This window comes from Vibrio astriarenae (assembly GCF_010587385.1).
Taxonomy (GTDB): domain Bacteria; phylum Pseudomonadota; class Gammaproteobacteria; order Enterobacterales; family Vibrionaceae; genus Vibrio; species Vibrio astriarenae.
Genome location: NZ_CP047475.1, coordinates 1,760,652 through 1,777,636 on the forward strand (window position 1 = coordinate 1,760,652; position 16,985 = coordinate 1,777,636).

The following is a 16,985-nucleotide window of genomic DNA, read 5'->3' on the forward strand; positions in this document are numbered from 1 at the left end:
TGTTTACACTTAATCTTGTCGTGTTCACAAACCTTAAAGGCTTCAGAGCCTATAACGGAAGGGAATTTAAGCGTATTAAGCTATTGATTGTTCGTTCATTTAGCTTCAACCTCAATGCCCAACTCAGCACGTTTTCTTTTCGATAGACCGAGAGCTACGATTCCGTACGATTCAGACAAGTAGTATTCCAGCTCTTCATCCAGTAAGCCTGAAGTCTCTACCTGTTGTATCCACTTCATTCCTCGAGTTGCAAAGTATGGCGCCGGAATATAGCCTTCTTGCTCACTCAAAAAATCAAAATTCAGCGGTGATGTTTTGAAGGTGAAAGCAGGCTGATTACGTTTACTGCTCCACCCTCCGATGGCAAAGACCTTACCGCCCACCTTCCATACGTGCGCATCCCCCCACTGAATGACATGAGAGGTTGCAGGGAAAGCGCCGCAAAATTGATTGAATTGGTCGTAGTTCATCTTTTAGTTCCATCAAAAGTACAACGAGCACAAGCGCTCGGTCGTGATCATCACTGATAACCCTATTATGTCTATGATTGAGTAGAAATTAAATCTCGAAATGACCATGCATCTTAGCTAGGTTTAAGTATAATGCTCGCTCGCAAAAATGGCTTTCAATCCGATTAAGGTTTTATTTTGAATTTATTTGTCAAAGCACTCACCGTCATTGATTCTTCTTATCTGTGTGACCAGCGTGGTATGGTCGGTGACAGTTGGATTGTCGATGTCACCCTTTCTGGCGACCTCAATGAAATGAGCATGGTGTTGGATTTTGGCAAGGTCAAATCCCAAATTAAGTACCTTATTGATGAATATGTCGACCATCGCTTGCTTATCCCAAGCCGTAGCGCGAATGTGCACGTTGCAGCTACGCAAAACGGATACTCGCAAGTTGATATGCTGCGTGACGACAAAAGCCTTCATTTACATTGCCCTGATGAAGCCTTTGGCTTTGTCGATGCTGATGCGATTACCCTTGATAGCCTTACCCAGCATGTACATCAATTACTGCAAGGTAAATTGCCTGACAACGTTAAAGATTTCACCATCACACTTCGCCCAGAAGCCATTGAAGGTGCTTTCTATCACTACTCGCACGGTCTCAAAAAGCACGATGGCAACTGTCAGCGTATCGCCCACGGGCACCGCTCTCCGATTGAATTAATTGTTGATGGTCAACGTGATAGTGCCCTTGAAGAACAGTTCGCTAAACGTTGGGAAGACATCTACCTTGGCTCTGCTGAGGATATGGTACCGACTGCGCAATTAAAGCTCAGTGAGCACGCACGTAACATCACTGATGAGACGCACTATGGCTTCTGTTACCAAGCACCACAAGGTCACTTTGAGCTCGCCATCGCCAAGAGTGAAACAGAAATTATTGAAACGGATACCACGGTCGAGTTGCTGGCTGACTTTATCGCGGATGAGGTGAGTAATACCCTTTCTGACTCACATAGCTTGCAAGTTGTGGCTTATGAAGGTGTCGGTAAAGGAGCGATGGCTTTTCGTTAAGTCACGTTACTAAAATGACAAAGTGGTTCAGAGTCAATTTGACTCTGATCTCCCATCCAAACACCACCCAATGCAAACGTTTGCTTCAAAGTGAAAAAGAATGGCGAAAAACCGTCATTTCATCGCTTTATCTTATCCGAGATCAAACTCCGCCTGTGTTCAAGGCTATCCATAAGAGGTAGAATCCCTGCAAATTTTGATTGGCACATGCAGTAAGAGGCTTCTAATGACTACTCCAACTCAGTTCGAACTCTACGATATTCTCAAAACTTATGAGGATAACTACCAAAACGGGCCTTTTTTTGATGCTGATTACCCTTCTCGTCCTGCTATCACGCAGACTCAGAAGGTGTTTGATTTCGAAGTAAACTCACGCCTAGGTGTACCAGCGGGTCCCCTACTAAACAGCCACTGGTGTGACGTTTATGCAAAGCTTGGCTTTGATATCCCAGTATACAAAACGGTGCGAAGCGTCGAGCGTGCATGTCACCCAGCGCCAAACTGTGTATTCCTTGATACTGACAAGCAGTTTAACAATCTAGAGATTAACTCTGAGATTCACCCAGGTGCTCGCCCTTCTCTTGATGAGCGCATCACGATTACTAACTCTTTCGGTGTACCTTCTCTAGCGCCTTCTGTATGGATGAAAGACATCGAGGAAGGTAACCGTAAGATGGGCAAAAACCAGCTAATGGTTGTGTCTGTAAATGGTACACCTGGCCTTGCTGAGCGTGACCTTGTTGAAGATTACGGTTACGTATCTGCAATGGCAAAAGAAGCCGGTGCGAAAGTTATTGAAGTTAACTACTCTTGTCCGAACCTAGGTGGCAGCAAAGAAGGCGCTCTGTTCTCTGACCCAGAAAACTCTGCCCTAGTTTCTAAGAAAATCCGCGAGTCTATCGGTGATACGCCACTAATGATCAAACTTGGTTGGATGCCAGCGGAACAGCTAGAGAAAGTGATTGAAGCGAACCGCCCATACGTTGACGGTTTTGCAGCAATCAACACGATTCCACGTAAAGTAATCACACCTGACGGCCAAGCGGCACTTCCTGGTGAAGGTCGTCTACAAAGCGGTACGTGTGGTTTCGCTATCGGTGACTTAGCTGAAGAAGTGACGCAAAACCTTATCGACCTGCGTACGAAGTGGAAAGATGATTTCGTTATCTGTTCAGTCGGCGGCATGATGAACGCTGAAGATCTGCACCGTCGTCTAGACATGGGCGCAGACCTAGTAATGAGCGCGACCGCTGCAATGTGGGACCCTTACTTGGCGCAGAAATTCCACAATTTCAAGAAGTAAGCCCCTCATTTAAACTCTATATTGATGAAGTTGATGTCTGTTTTAGGCATCAACTTTTTTTCAGTTAAATTTCTTTACTCAACTGCTGCAGATACTCTTTCATGTAGTCCGTTCCTCTTTTTGCCTCTCTATTCGTAGATTCATTACTTAGCATCCCTCACGTATAAATAGCTTGGTGATTACTAGTGTTGTAACCTTATGAGCAGTGGTGATCAATTTTTTCTTTGGGGCGTAGACTTGGTTATGAGAAATACACTAGGTTACATGGGGTTGATCCCCTTCATCATTCTGCCCGTTGCTGTGCTGATGCTCGACGATATGTCGCGCGGAATGGCAATGTACGGTTACTTTGCCTACAGTGCGGGCATTGCGATTTTCATGGCAGGCGCTCTGTGGGGTCGTGTTATTGATAGAGTCGAGCCACACAACGCGGTGCTCGTGATGTCAAACCTCATCACACTGTTCGTTATCGCTTTGAGCACAGTGAGTTTTCACAACTTTACTGTGTTGACGCTTGGACTGATTCTCGCCCACGGATTCAACTATCTATTCGAGCCCCGCAAGGACAATGCAGATTACATCAAGCTACGCACCATCTTAACCAGTGTGGTCATCGCTTCTCATCTGCTGATGGGGGCTCTTCTCTATATTAAATAGACTTCGGGTCGACAAACCCACTGCCGATTAACTCTTTTAGTACCTTGTCTGTGCGCTCACGAAAGAAGTCACGCAGTAATCGCACCGTAGGGGTGATGGATTGGCGGCTTGGGCACACCAACCATAGCTCTGTCGACATCGGTTTATATTCCGGCATGACATTCACTACCCTTTGCTGCAAAAGATCGTCTGCCATATCTAGGCATGATTTTATCGCAAACCCTTTTCCCGTCACGCACCAGCGTCTAACGAGGTCACCATCATTAGAGGCGCGATTTCCTTTGAGTTTGACCTTATGGCTTTGACCTTGATGGTCAAAGCGCCACTCATCTTGGACAATATCTTGCAGTTGATAGAACAGGCCGTTGTGTTGTTTGAGCGCTTCAAGATTAGTAGGGGTGCCGAACTGCTTTAAATACTCAGGAGAGGCGCACAACAAACGCGGCACATTGCAGATTTTAAAACCATACATACTCGCATCATTTGGCGAGCCATATCGCAAAGCCATATCCACCGCATCACGATAGAAATCAATATTACTGTCACTGATGTTGCTGCGCAGCGCCACTTCTGGGTGATCCGCGAGGAACTCATCGAGCCAAGGTGTCACTACGTTACGCCCTAGATCAGATGACAGTGCAATTCTGACTTCACCACCCAATTGGTCCAAGTCTTCTTGAACATTCTGCTTAGCCGTATCGAGCAGTTGCAACGCTTGTTCGCACTGAGGAAGATAACGCTCTCCGGCCGGAGACAGCCTTAGCTGGCGAGTCGTGCGAACGAATAGCTCGACACCCAATGAAGCTTCAACGCGTTTAATGGCCGCACTGGCTGTTGCCATGCGCATATCTAAGCTATTAGCAGCAGCAGTAATACTGCGAAATTCGGCGACTTTCAGCACCACTGTCAGATCACTGAGCAACATATTATCAATCCGTTTTTGAGAATCTATCAATTACTATAGCGTTTTTCGCAGATACGACAAGGCGTACACTACCCACCTCAAGAAACGAACAAGGTAGAGACAGCACCTATGCAACATCTTAATTTCCAACAGGGCCCTATTCGCCCACCTTCAGAAGCTAACAGCTTGTTGATTCGCACTACACAAGGGTGTCCGTGGAATAAATGTAGCTTCTGTACCCTGTTCAAGGGCATGGATTTTTCAATCCGCCCAGTGGAAGAGATCAAAAAAGATATTTGGGCAGCGAAAGCATTTTACAAAGGGCGTAAGTTTGAGACGTGCTTTTTGCAAGACGGTGATTCATTCGCAATGGAAACCGCGGATCTGCTTGAGGTTCTTAAAACCCTTAAAGAAGCGTTTCCCGATCTGAAACAAATCAGCTCTTACGGACGCGCGCAAACCATGAGCAAAAAATCGGCTGAAGAGATGAAAGCTATCTGTGACGCAGGCTTAAACATGCTCTACTGCGGCATGGAGTCAGGTTCGATTGATGTGTTGAAGAAGATGAAGAAAGGCATTACGCCGAAATCCATTCTTAAGTCAGCACAACACGCCAAGCAAGCCGGTATGAAGATGATGACATTCATCATCCTGGGGCTTGGCGGCAAAGAGCTGTCCGATTCGCATGTACGTGAAACGGCTGAATTGCTCAACCAAATCGACCCAGAAGAGATCCGCGTGCTTTCTTTGGCCGTTAAACCCGGCACAGAGTTGGATGACATGGTGCAAAACGGCTCGTTTACACCTCTGAGCGAAGTTGAAATGGTGCAAGAGCAACAAACGTTGATTGAGCAGTTGAACGGTATCAGCAGCAAGTTTGGTAACTTCCACTCGATTAACCTATTGATGGAAATTAACGGCCAGCTTCCTGCCGATAAATCGCAGTTCCTTAGCACGATTGAGCGCTTTTTGTCGCTCCCGCTTGAAAAGCAGTATAACTTCATTCTTGGTCGTCGCATTCATTACTACAATACGATGGATGATATGCACAACCAGCTTTACTTTGATACCGTCCAACGTGAGTTGGCGAAAGCCAACGTTGAAGTACTCGATGATGTCTTTTACCAACTTCGCCAGCGAATGATTTAAGGGAAAAAAGTATGATTAACTTAGACCAGTGGAACATCGTGAATAATAATCCTGACGCCTGGCAGTTGAGAGATGAACAGCTCTATGTCGACATCGCTGAGGGAAATATGTGGGGCTATGGTGGAGAGCCCAAAGAGAATCTGTTTCTTCTTCCGACTGATAAGAATAGCTATCAAGCCCAGGTCAACGTGAAACTCACATCCAAACGCACTTTTGAGCAAGCGGGCATTGGTGTGTTTTGGGACAAAGATAACTACATCAAGTTCAGTAAAGAGATGTTTAACGGCGAGCTTTCCCTCGTTTTTGCCAGTGAAAAAGACGGGAATCCGTCTATCGTCTGTTTAGTCCCCTACTCTGATAACAAGGTGAATCTAAAGCTTGAAGTCACAGGTAATGACGTGACTGCCTACTATCGGAATGACAGTCGTATTGAATGGAATATTGTTGGCTCAACGCCACGACATGAGGGGCAAGAACAAGGCATCATGCTTTACACCTTCAGCGGCAGCAAAGCGCAGCCTAACCGTGCGGTCTTTTCTGGTTTTGTGTACCAATAACGGATTGCAAAATGCAACAATGAATTGCATATAGCAACGAAAGCTACCACCTATAATCAATGTGTTTAATAAAATTTAATTTAAGTTATTGATATTAAAATAACTTTAATCTTGGCACGCCGCTTGTATCAGTAACAGCGACCTTTTGATAGTCATTAGGTCACCTAGCCAACTGACGTTGTTTAAGAACCTTTTTAGTTCTCCAGATGCTCTTTCGAGTGTCTGGATTTTTTCTTTCTAGGCCTTCAGAAACCTAACGCTCATAGCAACCCCTACTGCTTTAATCACTCATCCTCTCGCAATCTCACCTTGATTTAACTTGATAATCAAACTAAATTTACAATCAAGTATTTTGATTATCAAACAAAGGACTGTTTCTTGGATACTTCAATCAAACATCAGCACGATTTCTCTGAACACAACCACCACGGTGAAAAACGGACCCTCTATGTCCTGATCCTCACCGTGACAACCATGTTCGTAGAGATTGCTGCCGGGACTTACTATGGCTCAATGGCACTGCTTGCCGATGGCTGGCACATGGGCACGCATGCCGCCGCCTTCTGTATTACGCTGTTTGCCTATCGCTATGCGAAGAAACACCAATACAGCGGTCGCTTTTCATTTGGCACGGGCAAGGTCAGTGTATTGGGTGGGTTTACCAGTGCAATTGCGCTGGGGATTGTCGCCTTGCTGATGATTGTTGAGTCGGTTGGTCGACTCTTTAATCCACAAAACATTCAATTTAATGAAGCGATACTCGTTGCCTGCCTTGGCCTTGTCGTTAATTTAGCCAGTATGTTTTTGCTTGGCGATCACCACCACGGCCATGATCATCACGACCATAGCCATGCACATAGTCATGAACACTCCCATCACCACCATGAGCATCATCACGATCACAATCTAAGAGCCGCCTATATGCACGTACTCGCCGATACTCTGACGTCATTACTTGCGATTATTGCTCTGCTATTTGGTAAGTTCTACGGCTGGAATTGGCTCGATGCGATCATGGGTATGGTGGGTGGTTTGGTTATTTTGAAGTGGACGCATAACCTACTCAAACAGACTAGCCCAATCCTATTGGATGAAAGCATTAACGAGGATTATATACAACAGATTCTCGATGAGCTCTCTCCTTTCGGTGAAGTAACTGACTTACACATTTGGAGGGTTAGCAGTCATCATTACAGTGCGGCTATCACCATCGATTCGAACTCGAGTTTGTCGCTCAGTGATTTTAAGCAAAAGCTTGCAAAATTTGATAAAATCAGTCACTTAACTTTAGAAGTGAACGAGTAAGCCATGATCGACCTAGAAACACTGAATCAACTTGTGACCGAATTCTATGACAAGATGTCTTCATGGGAGCAGTCGGTTGTCAAAGAGACCGGCTATTCGCTCGCTCAGGTTCATACTATTGAAGTGTTAGGTAGTCATGGGTCTATGAGAATGAAGGAGCTAGCGAGTAAGCTAGGTATTACCACAGGTACGCTAACGGTTCAGGTAGACAAATTGGTGACGGCAGACCTTATCGAGCGCCTTCCTCATCCGGAAGACCGCCGATCAATCGTTGTGGCTTTGACGAGCGATGGACAGACTATCCACCAGCGTCATAACCAGCTCCATCTTGATTTGATGAGAGAGTTAACACAAAACGTAAACGAACAAGATGCGCAGCACCTTATTAATACGTTAAGGCAGATGAATAAAGAGTTTTAGCTCTTAGTAGGGAGAGATCCACTCTCCCCACCTGTTTCTGCTGGCTACAGCAATATCGAGCGTATGGTGTATGACACGATAAAGAGTGCCGTCACACTGCATGACCAAATCGCAATGAACCAAAGCGCTTTTTTTATACGATCATCCATCAATGATACCCCTCGCCGTGTTTCAATTTACCTCTAAACACCCAGTATGAGTAGGCTGTGTAGGCGATGATCATCGGTAGCAGTATCACTGCCCCAACGAGTAAAAACTTAAGGCTAGATTCTGGCGCAGCGGTTTCACTGTATGTGAGGGCGAATGGGACCAAGTAAGGGAACGTACTCACCCCGAAACCCAGCGCAGAAATCAAAAACAACCCGATACCGCAGAGGTAAGCTCGTAACGCTTTGTGGTCTAATAGCGATTTAAACAACTGCCAAACACAAGCCGCTGCTGCCACTGGAATGATTAAGAATAGGAAGACATTCGGGAACGTAAACCAACGCTCGAAAACCAAGTGATTGGTGATCGGTAGCCAAATACTGGTTACTGCGATACAGGCTACAAAAGCGAGGCCCCAACGCTTGGCAATGGTGTAATAGCGCCCCATAAGATCAGTGGGGAGTTTCATTATCAACCAACAGGCACCAAGCAATGTGTAGGCGCACAATAACCCCAATGCACAAAATAGGCTAAACGGTGTCAGCCAGCCGAACCATGACCCAGCATACTGTCGACCATCAACGTCTATTCCTTGTAGCAAGGTTCCGAGCATCACGCCCTGCATCAGGGTTGCGAGCAAAGAGCCCAAGAAAAAAGATGTATCCCAGAGGAACTTTCCTCGTTTTGTTCTAAAGCGATACTCAAACGACACGCCGCGCAGTATCAAGCCAAGCAACATGATAATCAGCGGAGCATAAAGCGCTGGCATGATGACGGCGTAAGCAAGTGGGAAAACAGCAAAAAGGCCTCCTCCCCCAAGCACTAACCAAGTTTCGTTGCCATCCCATACTGGCGCGACACTGTTCATCATCATGTCCCGCTCATCGTCGCTATGAGCGCTCGGAAACAGGATACCAATGCCAAGGTCGAAACCATCTAAGATGACATATATCAGCACCGCTAACCCGATTAAGCCATACCAAATTAATGCATAATCCATAGTGCTACCCTCAGGTTAGGTGGTTTGAATGCGTTGTGGCAGGCGCTTCACTACCATCGGGTAAGCGCGCTTCCAAAGGCTGCTCGTATTTTGATGGAGATTTTTTCATCAGACGTAGCAGGTAGAAGAAACCACAGCCGAACACAATAAAATATACAACGATGAACGCGGTTAAGGAAACGCTCACCGCTGCGGCATCAATCGGTGATGCAGAATCGGCAGTTGTTAGTAATCCGTACACAGTGTATGGCTGGCGACCCACTTCGGTGGTTATCCATCCGGCTAGAACTGCGACAAAGCCTGCGGGGCCAAACCAGGTACAAATACGCAAGAAGGATCTTTGTTCGTAGAGGTTATTCTTTTTGCGCAGCCACAAGCTGTACGAACCAATGGCCAACATACCAAACCCAATGCCCACCATGACTCTGAAGCTCCAGAACACAATAGTGACAGGCGGACGCTCTTCTTCGGGAAAGGCATCTAACCCTTTCACCTCTCCGTTGAGATCATGAGTCAGTATCAAACTGCCCAACTTAGGAATTTCGACGGCATAATCCATCTTGTTATTCTCTTCATCTGGGATGCCAAAGAGTATCAGTGGCGCGCCCTGATGGGTTTCAAAATGCCCTTCCATCGCAGCGATTTTGGCAGGCTGGTGCTCTAGCGTGTTTAACCCGTGAAAATCACCTGCGACGATTTGAAGTGGAGTCACAATCGCCGCCATCCACATCGCCATCGAAAACATGGTTCGAGCCAGTGGATTGTGCGGTGCTTTGAGTAGATGATACGCACCAACCGCCGCCACAACGAATGCTGTCGTTAAATAAGCAGCGAACAGCATGTGGACCAAACGGTAAGGGAATGATGGATTGAATACCACTTCAAACCAATCTACTGGAATGAACTGCCCCGCTTCGTTGTAGTCGAAGCCTGCTGGGGTTTGCATCCAACTGTTGACTGAAAGAATCCAAAAGGCGGATAGAAAGGTACCAAATGCAACGACGCAGGTTGAGGCAAAGTGCACTTTCTTACCCACTCGTTCCATACCAAACAACATGACACCCAAGAAACCTGCTTCGAGGAAAAACGCAGTGAAGACCTCGTAACCCATTAGTGGCCCCAAGACTGGTCCTGTTTTATCGGCGAACACGCTCCAGTTTGTCCCAAACTGATAACTCAGAACGATACCGCTCACCACGCCCATACCGAAGCTAATCGCGAAAATCTTCAACCAGTATTTATAGAGTTGGATGTACTTGTCATCACCCGTTTTTAACCATAGGCCTTCCAGCACTGCGAGAAAGCTTGCAAGACCGATAGTGAATGCGGGAAAAATAATGTGAAATGAAACCGTGAATGCAAATTGAAATCGCGCCAGGTCGATAGCCACTGAATCCATAGTATGCCCCTAATATGCTGTACTAGTTTTCCTACGCCCTAACCTGTTAAATGTTCATTCAATTTGTGAATTATTATCTATCCAGATCTGTGCCCTCTCATGTTGATTGCTTGCTGCCGCAGCCATCCACTTTCTGACTAACATTGGTGCGTCGGGGTTGTCGTACTCATCCATATAAAAGAGTGCCAGTTCATATTGAGCCTCCGCATGCTGCGCCTCAGCGGCGGCAGTAAACCAATATAGGCTTTGTGTATGCGGCTCACCTTGATTCAGTTCTCTGTAGAGAAGAAGTTTCGCGACTTCGAACTGTGCTTGCACATGACCTAACTTGGCTGCTTTTTCAAAATTCTCTAGCGCCTGTTCGTCACGCAAGTAGTATCTCGCCTCCATGCCCTTCTCGAACCAATCTGTGGCCTCAATTGACTCCGCTTGTACATCGCGACACAGCACAGCTATTACAAATAAGCTCAATAGTCTGAGTTTCATCATTCACACTCTCCCTGCTCCTGCTTAAGTGTAGGCAACGCTTAGCAATCAACGCCTAGCAACCATTACGAAGAAGTTATCTTTTCGATTATTGACCACAACGTACTTGTCATAAAAGCCGAATGGCGAAAGCTGGTTTCTCTGCTTTAATTACATGATAAACCTCAAATAGTTCATTTTATGCGACCACGAAAAAGCCTTCTTATTCTGTTTATTGTTCTCTTCTCCGGCTGTGCTACCTATGCAGGTATCAATTACGACAAGTTGTTTGAAGAAGAGAGGGTGCAAAATCGCCAAGCCTCTATCTCGGCTGATGCCGCTGTTTACTATGTCAACGAGGTTAAACCGATTATCGATAACCGATGTGTGGTTTGCCATGCTTGTTACGATGCACCTTGTCAGTTAAAGATGTCTTCTCCAGAAGGCATTGATCGTGGAGGCAGTAAAGCGCTGGTCTATCAGGGAACCCGTCTTGTTGCCTCAACCCCAACTAGACTATTCGAAGATGCGACCACCACACAGCAGTGGCGCGATTTTAGCTTCCACCCGGTACTTAACGAACGTAACCAGAACCCAACGGCCAATATCGAAGCCGGTCTCGTTGCCCGCATGCTAATGCAAAAAGAGAAGCACCCTTTACCCAATCAAGAACAACTTGAAGGGTTCGATTTCGCCATTGACCGCCAACAGCAATGCCCGACGATGAGCGAGTTTGATAAATATGAACAAGACTACCCTACATGGGGAATGCCTTATGGAATGCCTAACCTAGAGGGTCAAGAGTACGCCACATTAATGAGTTGGCTGCAAAATGGCGCGATTATGAATGCGCCATTGCCACTGTCTAGCGAGGAGATGACCCATATCAGACAGTATGAGGAGTTTCTTAACCATGACTCTCTCAAGCACCAGTTGGCAGCGAGATATATTTATGAGCATCTGTTCCTATCCCATTTGTACTTCTCTGAACTAGTTACTGAAGAAAACCCGACACCTCGCTTTTTCACTCTCGTTCGTTCGGCAACACCACCAGGAGAGCCCATTCAGCGCATCTCTACCCGACGCCCTTACGACGACCCTCAAGTTGATCGTGTTTATTACCGCGTGATTGCTGAGCAAGCCACCATCGTTGACAAGACTCATATGCCGTTTGAGTTGAGTGGAGTGTTGCTTGAAAAGTGGCGCAAATGGTTCGTCCACGCCGATTACACGGTCAGTCAATTACCGAGTTACGAGACGGATGTGGCAGCAAACCCGATGACGGCTTTTATTGATTTACCCGTTAAGTCACGTTACAAATTTATGCTCAATAATGCCCAAAACACCATCATGGCATACATCAAGGGGCCTGTATGTCGTGGGCAACTGGCTTTGAATGTGATTAATGATCGGTTCTGGGTTTTCTTTCTCGACCCAGAGAAAAGCGATATTCCAGAGCTCAATGAGTTTTATCGCTCACAAGCAGACAACCTTAAACTACCGGGAGAGCGTGACAGCAATGTCCTTCCTCTTACCACATGGGTAAGCTACTCTCGCCAACAAGCGCGCTACTTGCAGGCAAAATCAGAGTTTTCCACAAAAGAGTTTGAAAATGATGTCGCCCTCAACCTTGACCTAATCTGGGCGGGTGACGGTCAAAACCCGAATGCCGCGCTCACTGTTTTCCGCCATTTCGATAGCGCCTCCGTTGTTCAAGGGTTAGTCGGCACGCCTCCAAAAACTGCATGGGTACTAGATTATGCACTTTTAGAGCGAATCCATTATCTGCTTGTTGCTGGGTTTGATGTCTATGGCAACTTCGGCCACCAGCTTGTCACACGCATGTTCATGGACTTTTTAAGACTGGAAGGCGAAAGTCACTTTCTCTCGCTCCTCCCTCAAGATGTTAGACATGAGATTCATGCTAGCTGGTATCAGAATCAACATGCGCAATTAAGTGACTATTTGCAACGTAATGTTGAGCCATTCAATCAGCCCTCTCAAATCGTTTACAAAACCGATGATCCAAAGAACGAACTATTACACATGCTGAAAAAACGTATCGCCCCGGTACTTCAACCACGCTTTGAGATTGTTGATACAGGCCTGTCGAAAAATAATGAGGCGCTGCTCAACCAAATCAACTACATTCAAGGCGAAGGTTTAGTCCACCTGCCCCAGACAATCATGCTTTCCGTCAACTCAGATTCCGGCAACCAGCAGTTGTTTACCATCTTGCACAATAATGCGCATACCAATATCTCTAGCCTGTTCGCCGAAGAGAAAAACCGCGACTATGCCAAGGACTCGCTGACCATCGTCAAAGGTGTGATTGGTAGTTACCCGCAGGCTTTCTTGCAGCTTGAGGAGAAGGAGGTGATCAAGCTGGTCATGATGCTTCAGGGAATTGAAGAGGAGCAAGACTACATTCAAATTCTGGACAGGTATGCAGTGAGACGGAGCAATCCAGAATTTTGGTCACACAGTGACGTCGTGCATCGCTGGTACCAACAAGATCAACCCATTGAATTTGGACTGCTTGATTACAATCGCTTTGAGAATCGATAAGGCTGTGCGTGCAGTCACACTGTCGTTAAGGGCTATCGGTAATATCAGCGACACACTAGCGCGTTTTTGCGCAACTGTGATATGTTGCACCCAGATTCAATGAGCAGTAAAGATGAAAATTATGTCTTCAGATTACAACGGCACGAGCGCCGCATACGCTCGCCAAGAGCAAGGTTATCGTGAAAAAGCCCTTAAGCTCTACCCTTGGGTGTGTGGCAAGTGTGCACGAGAATTTGTTTATTCTAACCTTCGTGAACTCACTGTTCATCATGTTGATCATGACCACACCAACAACCCAGAAGATGGCAGTAATTGGGAACTGTTGTGTTTGTATTGTCATGACCACGAGCACTCAAAATACACTGACCATGAGCGTTACGGTGTTGAAGCGACGGCAAGGTTGGATGACCATGTTTCAGCAACGCACAACCCATTTGCTGACCTAGCAAACATGATGAAGAAAAAGTAATCTTCGTAAAACAGAAAGGCCACGCATTTGCGTGGCCTTATTATTTATATATCAATCTAATCTATCATACGTCTTGTGGCGCAATTTCGACACGATTTCGTCCATTGGCCTTAGCGCGATAAAGGGCATGGTCAGCGCGCTCGATAGCTTGATTAAACTGCTCGTACGTCTTACAAGTTGCGATACCAAATGAACAAGTAACGTTATGCACGTGTGGCCAGTCCATCTCTTCAAAACGTTCCTGGAGACGTCTCGCAATCTTTGCTGCACCATGAGCACTGATATCAGTACACAGAATGACAAACTCTTCACCACCCCATCGAACAAGTCGATGTTGCTCGTCGATTGATGACTCAATCAGACTCGCGAGCATGATCAAAATGGCATCGCCCGCTTGGTGACTGTACGTGTCATTTATCGACTTAAAATGGTCAATATCCAAATAAATAATGCTAATTGCGGTATTCGATGGCGTTTGCTCAAATATAACTTTGTGGGCGCCATGTCGATTTAAAGCCCCAGTCAACTTGTCATTGTGAGCAAGATTTACCAGGAGTGAGTTTTCATTTTTTAGCTGCTTATATTCCCAGCTCAGTAATAAGTTTTCTCGCCACGTTTCTCTAAATGAATAAATTAAATTAGAGATACCATGAGTCAACCAAACAATGAGTAAAATATTGGTAAGAGTATCATAGGCGATCCATGGACCTGACACGGTCGCACTATTAAGCAATAACTGATACATCCCTGGCTGTGCATTTGCGGGGGTGCTGAAGCTAATTTCAGTCACATTACGAACATCAGACTGCCCCTCGCGTAGACTCACTCGATTTTCAAGTCGCCACCAATCTGGCACCTTGAGGTACTCGAGTGGTATCGCTACCGAACCTTGATAATCAGACGGGGTAAATTCAATGCTCGAAGGCTTTAACTTTCCACTATTGACTAAGTTTTTGAAGTACATACGAACTGGCTGCTTTTGCTCTTCAAAGCCGTTGACCTCGAAGCTAACATCTAACGTCATAAGATTGAACTGCTGCATGTCCATGCCGCTGCCGTAAATATTGGCAAGCTCGAACTGTAATTCACAAAAACGCCATTCATACGTTTCCGTCAAAAGACACTCGAACCCAAGTGAGCCGTCATCATTAAACTCTGCAAAACCGCTAGAAGTACCACCATTAGAGGCATTATCCGTCGTCACACGAATAGGATAATCAAACAGGTTAACTTCACGCTGTGTTGACTCGTTAAGTCCATAAACGAAAACCGTTAAGAACAGTAGCAACAGTGTAAATAAACTTCTTTTATTAAAATTTTTAAATATCACAGAGAACTAGCCAACAAAATACGAAAAAAATGTGTCACACATATAGTTATAGAACAAAGATAATACAAGTTTACAATGACAACAATGAGATGTATCAACCTAATGAATTCTACTACAAAAAGACTGACTATTTATTTTGTTTGGAATTAACTAAGAGTTTGGTCATTAGTCATCGAGTAAATACCTTTAATTGCCTTGTTAACCAGAGATTAGTTTTGTGTTCAAAACGGACACCAAAGTGTGCAAACAATAGACTTTTAGCGCAAATTTGCATCAAACGGACTAAAATCCACAAAAAGTGTGGTTTTTGGGGTTTACAAGATCTCAGAACCCCATTAATATTCGCCACAACAACGGAGAGATGGCTGAGTGGTTGAAAGCACCGGTCTTGAAAACCGGCATACGTTAATAGCGTATCTAGGGTTCAAATCCCTATCTCTCCGCCACATTCTAAGAAGCCGCTGATTTATCAGCGGTTTTTTTCGTTTTACGCAGCCACAACTTTCCTCTCTCAATACTTGTGATATGTGATAAACGCATATCAGTCATCACTCCGTTTCATTTCCCGTCATTTCTCTGGTGCGTTACTTTAGATATCAGCAAACGACATGAGCATGAGAAATTAAAGATACCTCTCTGCACATTCACTAAACTGTTCACGTTGCACAAAAGGATTTAGCTTCACGACGACCGAGAGAGTTGACTATGAAAACACGACGATTGACCACACTGGCTGTAATGACTGGTACATTAATGATGGGAACAAGCGTATTTGCTTCGCAGCAAACGACTAAAATTGAAGTCACCGCTGATAACTTCAGCCACGCTGAAACCGCTCGTAACTATCGAAACTGGGCGAGTAAAGGCGCGACTCAGCAATTTGTGAAAATGCAGGGTCTACCACCTCGAGGTAAAGCCGCGCCAACCGTTCAAATGAATGATGATACCTTGTATGGCGTGGCGATCGTCGAGGCTGTTGATGGGAAGGTACAATTTTCTATCCCCCAAACCGACAACTATATGGCGGTTCAGGTTATAACTGAACGAGGCCATGGCCAGCACTATGTCGTTGAGGATGGTGATTACAACCTAACTGTCGAGTCAGACTATGCATTTCTCATCTACCGCTCAGGCACAGAGAACGGTATTGAAAGCGCACTAGAAGAGCTCAACAAAGTAGACGAAAGTGATTTCAATTTTGCTCGTGAGTATGAGGTACAACCCTACGATTATGATGAAGTCGAAATTTGGGTTGAAAAGTACACACAAGAGGTGAACAGTAAGGCGAACTTCACCTATACCTTCCCTCGCACTAGTGACAAAGTAACAGACTTGCATCAATGGAATTTAGAAAACGCAGCGGGTTGGGGTGGTGCGAGCCCAGAGGCATTCGTGGGAAATAAGTATGCAAACAGCCCGCAGTTAAAAGCGAACATCTGTTATACGACGACGTTTGCAGACCCAGAAAACAAGTTCTTCACTTCGATTACTGCCTACGATGGTGACAAATATCTAATGGAAGGTGTGCGTAACATTAACTCACACACTTGGGATAAGAACGAAGATGGGTCAATCACAATCTCATTCAACTGTGGTGAAAGTGCAAAAAACAATATTGATACCAAAGGGAATGATTTTACCTTCACATCTCGTCATTACGGAGTGAATCCTAAAGTAATGGTAGCAAATGAAGATCCCATCATATCTGCACTCAAGGCTGAATAGTTCGTAAACTCAATACGTTAGAAGCCTCACACTAACCTCAGCCTCCAAATAGCGATATTTG

General features: G+C 45.5%; 17 protein-coding genes and 1 tRNA gene. 11 read left to right on the top strand and 7 right to left on the bottom strand.

Annotated features, from left to right (window positions below):
- Nucleotides 1-95 precede the first annotated feature (95 nt).
- The gene (locus GT360_RS08360) at nt 96-470 is read right to left on the bottom strand and encodes an MmcQ/YjbR family DNA-binding protein (RefSeq protein ID WP_164648426.1); all 375 of its coding nucleotides are present in this window, start codon (nt 468-470) and stop codon (nt 96-98) included.
- 177 nt (nt 471-647) lie between these two features.
- Here GT360_RS08360 and GT360_RS08365 point away from each other — a divergent pair, with 177 nt between their 5' ends.
- The 3 genes from GT360_RS08365 to GT360_RS08375 all read left to right on the top strand — a co-directional run bounded on the left by GT360_RS08365 (nt 648) and on the right by GT360_RS08375 (nt 3,486).
- The gene (locus tag GT360_RS08365; protein ID WP_164648427.1) at nt 648-1,526 is read left to right on the top strand and encodes a 6-pyruvoyl trahydropterin synthase family protein; all 879 of its coding nucleotides are present in this window, start codon (nt 648-650) and stop codon (nt 1,524-1,526) included.
- A 226-nt stretch (nt 1,527-1,752) separates the two neighbouring features.
- Nucleotides 1,753-2,829 carry a beta/alpha barrel domain-containing protein gene (locus tag GT360_RS08370; protein ID WP_164648428.1) on the top strand — a complete coding sequence of 359 codons (1,077 nt, stop codon included), beginning with the start codon at nt 1,753-1,755 and terminating at the stop codon, nt 2,827-2,829.
- Between the two features lie 243 nt (nt 2,830-3,072).
- Nucleotides 3,073-3,486 carry a DUF3429 domain-containing protein gene (locus GT360_RS08375; RefSeq protein ID WP_164648429.1) on the top strand — a complete coding sequence of 138 codons (414 nt, stop codon included), beginning with the start codon at nt 3,073-3,075 and terminating at the stop codon, nt 3,484-3,486.
- Here GT360_RS08375 and GT360_RS08380 read toward each other — a convergent pair.
- Nucleotides 3,479-4,411 carry a LysR family transcriptional regulator gene (locus tag GT360_RS08380; RefSeq protein WP_164648430.1) on the bottom strand — a complete coding sequence of 311 codons (933 nt, stop codon included), beginning with the start codon at nt 4,409-4,411 and terminating at the stop codon, nt 3,479-3,481. The genes GT360_RS08375 and GT360_RS08380 overlap by 8 nt on opposite strands.
- 108 nt (nt 4,412-4,519) lie before the next feature.
- Here GT360_RS08380 and GT360_RS08385 point away from each other — a divergent pair, with 108 nt between their 5' ends.
- The 4 genes from GT360_RS08385 (at nt 4,520) to GT360_RS08400 (ending at nt 7,821) form a co-directional block, all read left to right on the top strand.
- A complete protein-coding gene (locus GT360_RS08385; RefSeq protein WP_164648431.1) occupies nt 4,520-5,539 on the top strand; it encodes a B12-binding domain-containing radical SAM protein in 1,020 nt (339 codons plus the stop codon).
- Between the two features lie 11 nt (nt 5,540-5,550).
- Nucleotides 5,551-6,096 (top strand): DUF1349 domain-containing protein, encoded by a 546-nt coding sequence (locus tag GT360_RS08390; RefSeq protein WP_164648432.1) that lies wholly within the window; start codon nt 5,551-5,553, stop codon nt 6,094-6,096.
- 378 nt (nt 6,097-6,474) lie between these two features.
- The gene (gene dmeF, locus GT360_RS08395; protein ID WP_164648433.1) at nt 6,475-7,401 is read left to right on the top strand and encodes a CDF family Co(II)/Ni(II) efflux transporter DmeF; all 927 of its coding nucleotides are present in this window, start codon (nt 6,475-6,477) and stop codon (nt 7,399-7,401) included.
- 3 nt (nt 7,402-7,404) lie between these two features.
- Nucleotides 7,405-7,821 carry a MarR family winged helix-turn-helix transcriptional regulator gene (locus tag GT360_RS08400; RefSeq protein WP_164648434.1) on the top strand — a complete coding sequence of 139 codons (417 nt, stop codon included), beginning with the start codon at nt 7,405-7,407 and terminating at the stop codon, nt 7,819-7,821.
- A gap of 44 nt (nt 7,822-7,865) precedes the next feature.
- Here the strand turns inward: GT360_RS08400 and GT360_RS08405 are convergent, their stop codons facing one another.
- From GT360_RS08405 to GT360_RS08420, 4 genes are read right to left on the bottom strand one after another with little or no spacing between them, the layout of a single operon-like run.
- Complete coding sequence (locus tag GT360_RS08405) at nt 7,866-7,970, bottom strand: DUF2474 family protein (RefSeq protein WP_164648435.1); 105 nt, start codon at nt 7,968-7,970, stop codon at nt 7,866-7,868.
- On the bottom strand, nt 7,970-8,968 hold the full coding sequence (cydB, locus tag GT360_RS08410) for a cytochrome d ubiquinol oxidase subunit II (RefSeq protein WP_164648436.1): 999 nt from the start codon (nt 8,966-8,968) through the stop codon (nt 7,970-7,972). Before cydB ends, GT360_RS08405 begins: the two co-directional genes overlap by 1 nt.
- Before the next feature lie 10 nt (nt 8,969-8,978).
- Entirely contained in the window at nt 8,979-10,367 is a 1,389-nt protein-coding gene (locus tag GT360_RS08415; protein WP_164648437.1) for a cytochrome ubiquinol oxidase subunit I, read from the bottom strand.
- 54 nt (nt 10,368-10,421) lie between these two features.
- Nucleotides 10,422-10,856, bottom strand: a complete 435-nt coding sequence (locus GT360_RS08420; RefSeq protein WP_164648438.1) for an SEL1-like repeat protein — start codon at nt 10,854-10,856, stop codon at nt 10,422-10,424.
- A gap of 177 nt (nt 10,857-11,033) precedes the next feature.
- Between GT360_RS08420 and GT360_RS08425 the strand changes: the two genes are divergently transcribed.
- Both GT360_RS08425 and GT360_RS08430 read left to right on the top strand, forming a co-directional pair.
- Nucleotides 11,034-13,400, top strand: a complete 2,367-nt coding sequence (locus GT360_RS08425) for a fatty acid cis/trans isomerase (RefSeq protein WP_164648439.1) — start codon at nt 11,034-11,036, stop codon at nt 13,398-13,400.
- A 121-nt stretch (nt 13,401-13,521) separates the two neighbouring features.
- Nucleotides 13,522-13,869: a YajD family HNH nuclease gene (locus tag GT360_RS08430; RefSeq protein WP_164649624.1), complete on the top strand. Its 348-nt coding sequence runs from the start codon at nt 13,522-13,524 to the stop codon at nt 13,867-13,869.
- A 64-nt stretch (nt 13,870-13,933) separates the two neighbouring features.
- Here GT360_RS08430 and GT360_RS08435 read toward each other — a convergent pair whose 3' ends face one another.
- Nucleotides 13,934-15,157 (bottom strand): GGDEF domain-containing protein, encoded by a 1,224-nt coding sequence (locus GT360_RS08435; RefSeq protein ID WP_164648440.1) that lies wholly within the window; start codon nt 15,155-15,157, stop codon nt 13,934-13,936.
- A 397-nt stretch (nt 15,158-15,554) separates the two neighbouring features.
- Between GT360_RS08435 and GT360_RS08440 the strand changes: the two genes are divergently transcribed.
- Both GT360_RS08440 and GT360_RS08445 read left to right on the top strand, forming a co-directional pair.
- Nucleotides 15,555-15,645 (top strand) — tRNA-Ser (locus GT360_RS08440).
- Nucleotides 15,646-15,904: 259 nt separating this feature from the next.
- Nucleotides 15,905-16,924 (top strand): DUF1214 domain-containing protein, encoded by a 1,020-nt coding sequence (locus tag GT360_RS08445; RefSeq protein ID WP_164648441.1) that lies wholly within the window; start codon nt 15,905-15,907, stop codon nt 16,922-16,924.
- The last annotated feature ends 61 nt before the right edge of the window (nt 16,925-16,985 follow it).

Bases quoted from the DNA above. Each gene is read 5' to 3' on its own strand.
- GT360_RS08420 (WP_164648438.1), bottom strand. From the start codon at position 10,856: ATGATGAAACTCAGACTATTGAGCTTATTTGTAATAGCTGTGCTGTGT.
- GT360_RS08415 (WP_164648437.1), bottom strand. From the start codon at position 10,367: ATGGATTCAGTGGCTATCGACCTGGCGCGATTTCAATTTGCATTCACG.
- GT360_RS08425 (WP_164648439.1), top strand. From the start codon at position 11,034: ATGCGACCACGAAAAAGCCTTCTTATTCTGTTTATTGTTCTCTTCTCC.
- GT360_RS08370 (WP_164648428.1), top strand. From the start codon at position 1,753: ATGACTACTCCAACTCAGTTCGAACTCTACGATATTCTCAAAACTTAT.
- cydB (WP_164648436.1), bottom strand. From the start codon at position 8,968: ATGGATTATGCATTAATTTGGTATGGCTTAATCGGGTTAGCGGTGCTG.
- GT360_RS08405 (WP_164648435.1), bottom strand. From the start codon at position 7,970: ATGGATGATCGTATAAAAAAAGCGCTTTGGTTCATTGCGATTTGGTCA.
- GT360_RS08400 (WP_164648434.1), top strand. From the start codon at position 7,405: ATGATCGACCTAGAAACACTGAATCAACTTGTGACCGAATTCTATGAC.
- GT360_RS08430 (WP_164649624.1), top strand. From the start codon at position 13,522: ATGTCTTCAGATTACAACGGCACGAGCGCCGCATACGCTCGCCAAGAG.
- GT360_RS08445 (WP_164648441.1), top strand. From the start codon at position 15,905: ATGAAAACACGACGATTGACCACACTGGCTGTAATGACTGGTACATTA.
- GT360_RS08360 (WP_164648426.1), bottom strand. From the start codon at position 470: ATGAACTACGACCAATTCAATCAATTTTGCGGCGCTTTCCCTGCAACC.
- GT360_RS08390 (WP_164648432.1), top strand. From the start codon at position 5,551: ATGATTAACTTAGACCAGTGGAACATCGTGAATAATAATCCTGACGCC.
- GT360_RS08380 (WP_164648430.1), bottom strand. From the start codon at position 4,411: ATGTTGCTCAGTGATCTGACAGTGGTGCTGAAAGTCGCCGAATTTCGC.
- GT360_RS08385 (WP_164648431.1), top strand. From the start codon at position 4,520: ATGCAACATCTTAATTTCCAACAGGGCCCTATTCGCCCACCTTCAGAA.
- GT360_RS08375 (WP_164648429.1), top strand. From the start codon at position 3,073: ATGAGAAATACACTAGGTTACATGGGGTTGATCCCCTTCATCATTCTG.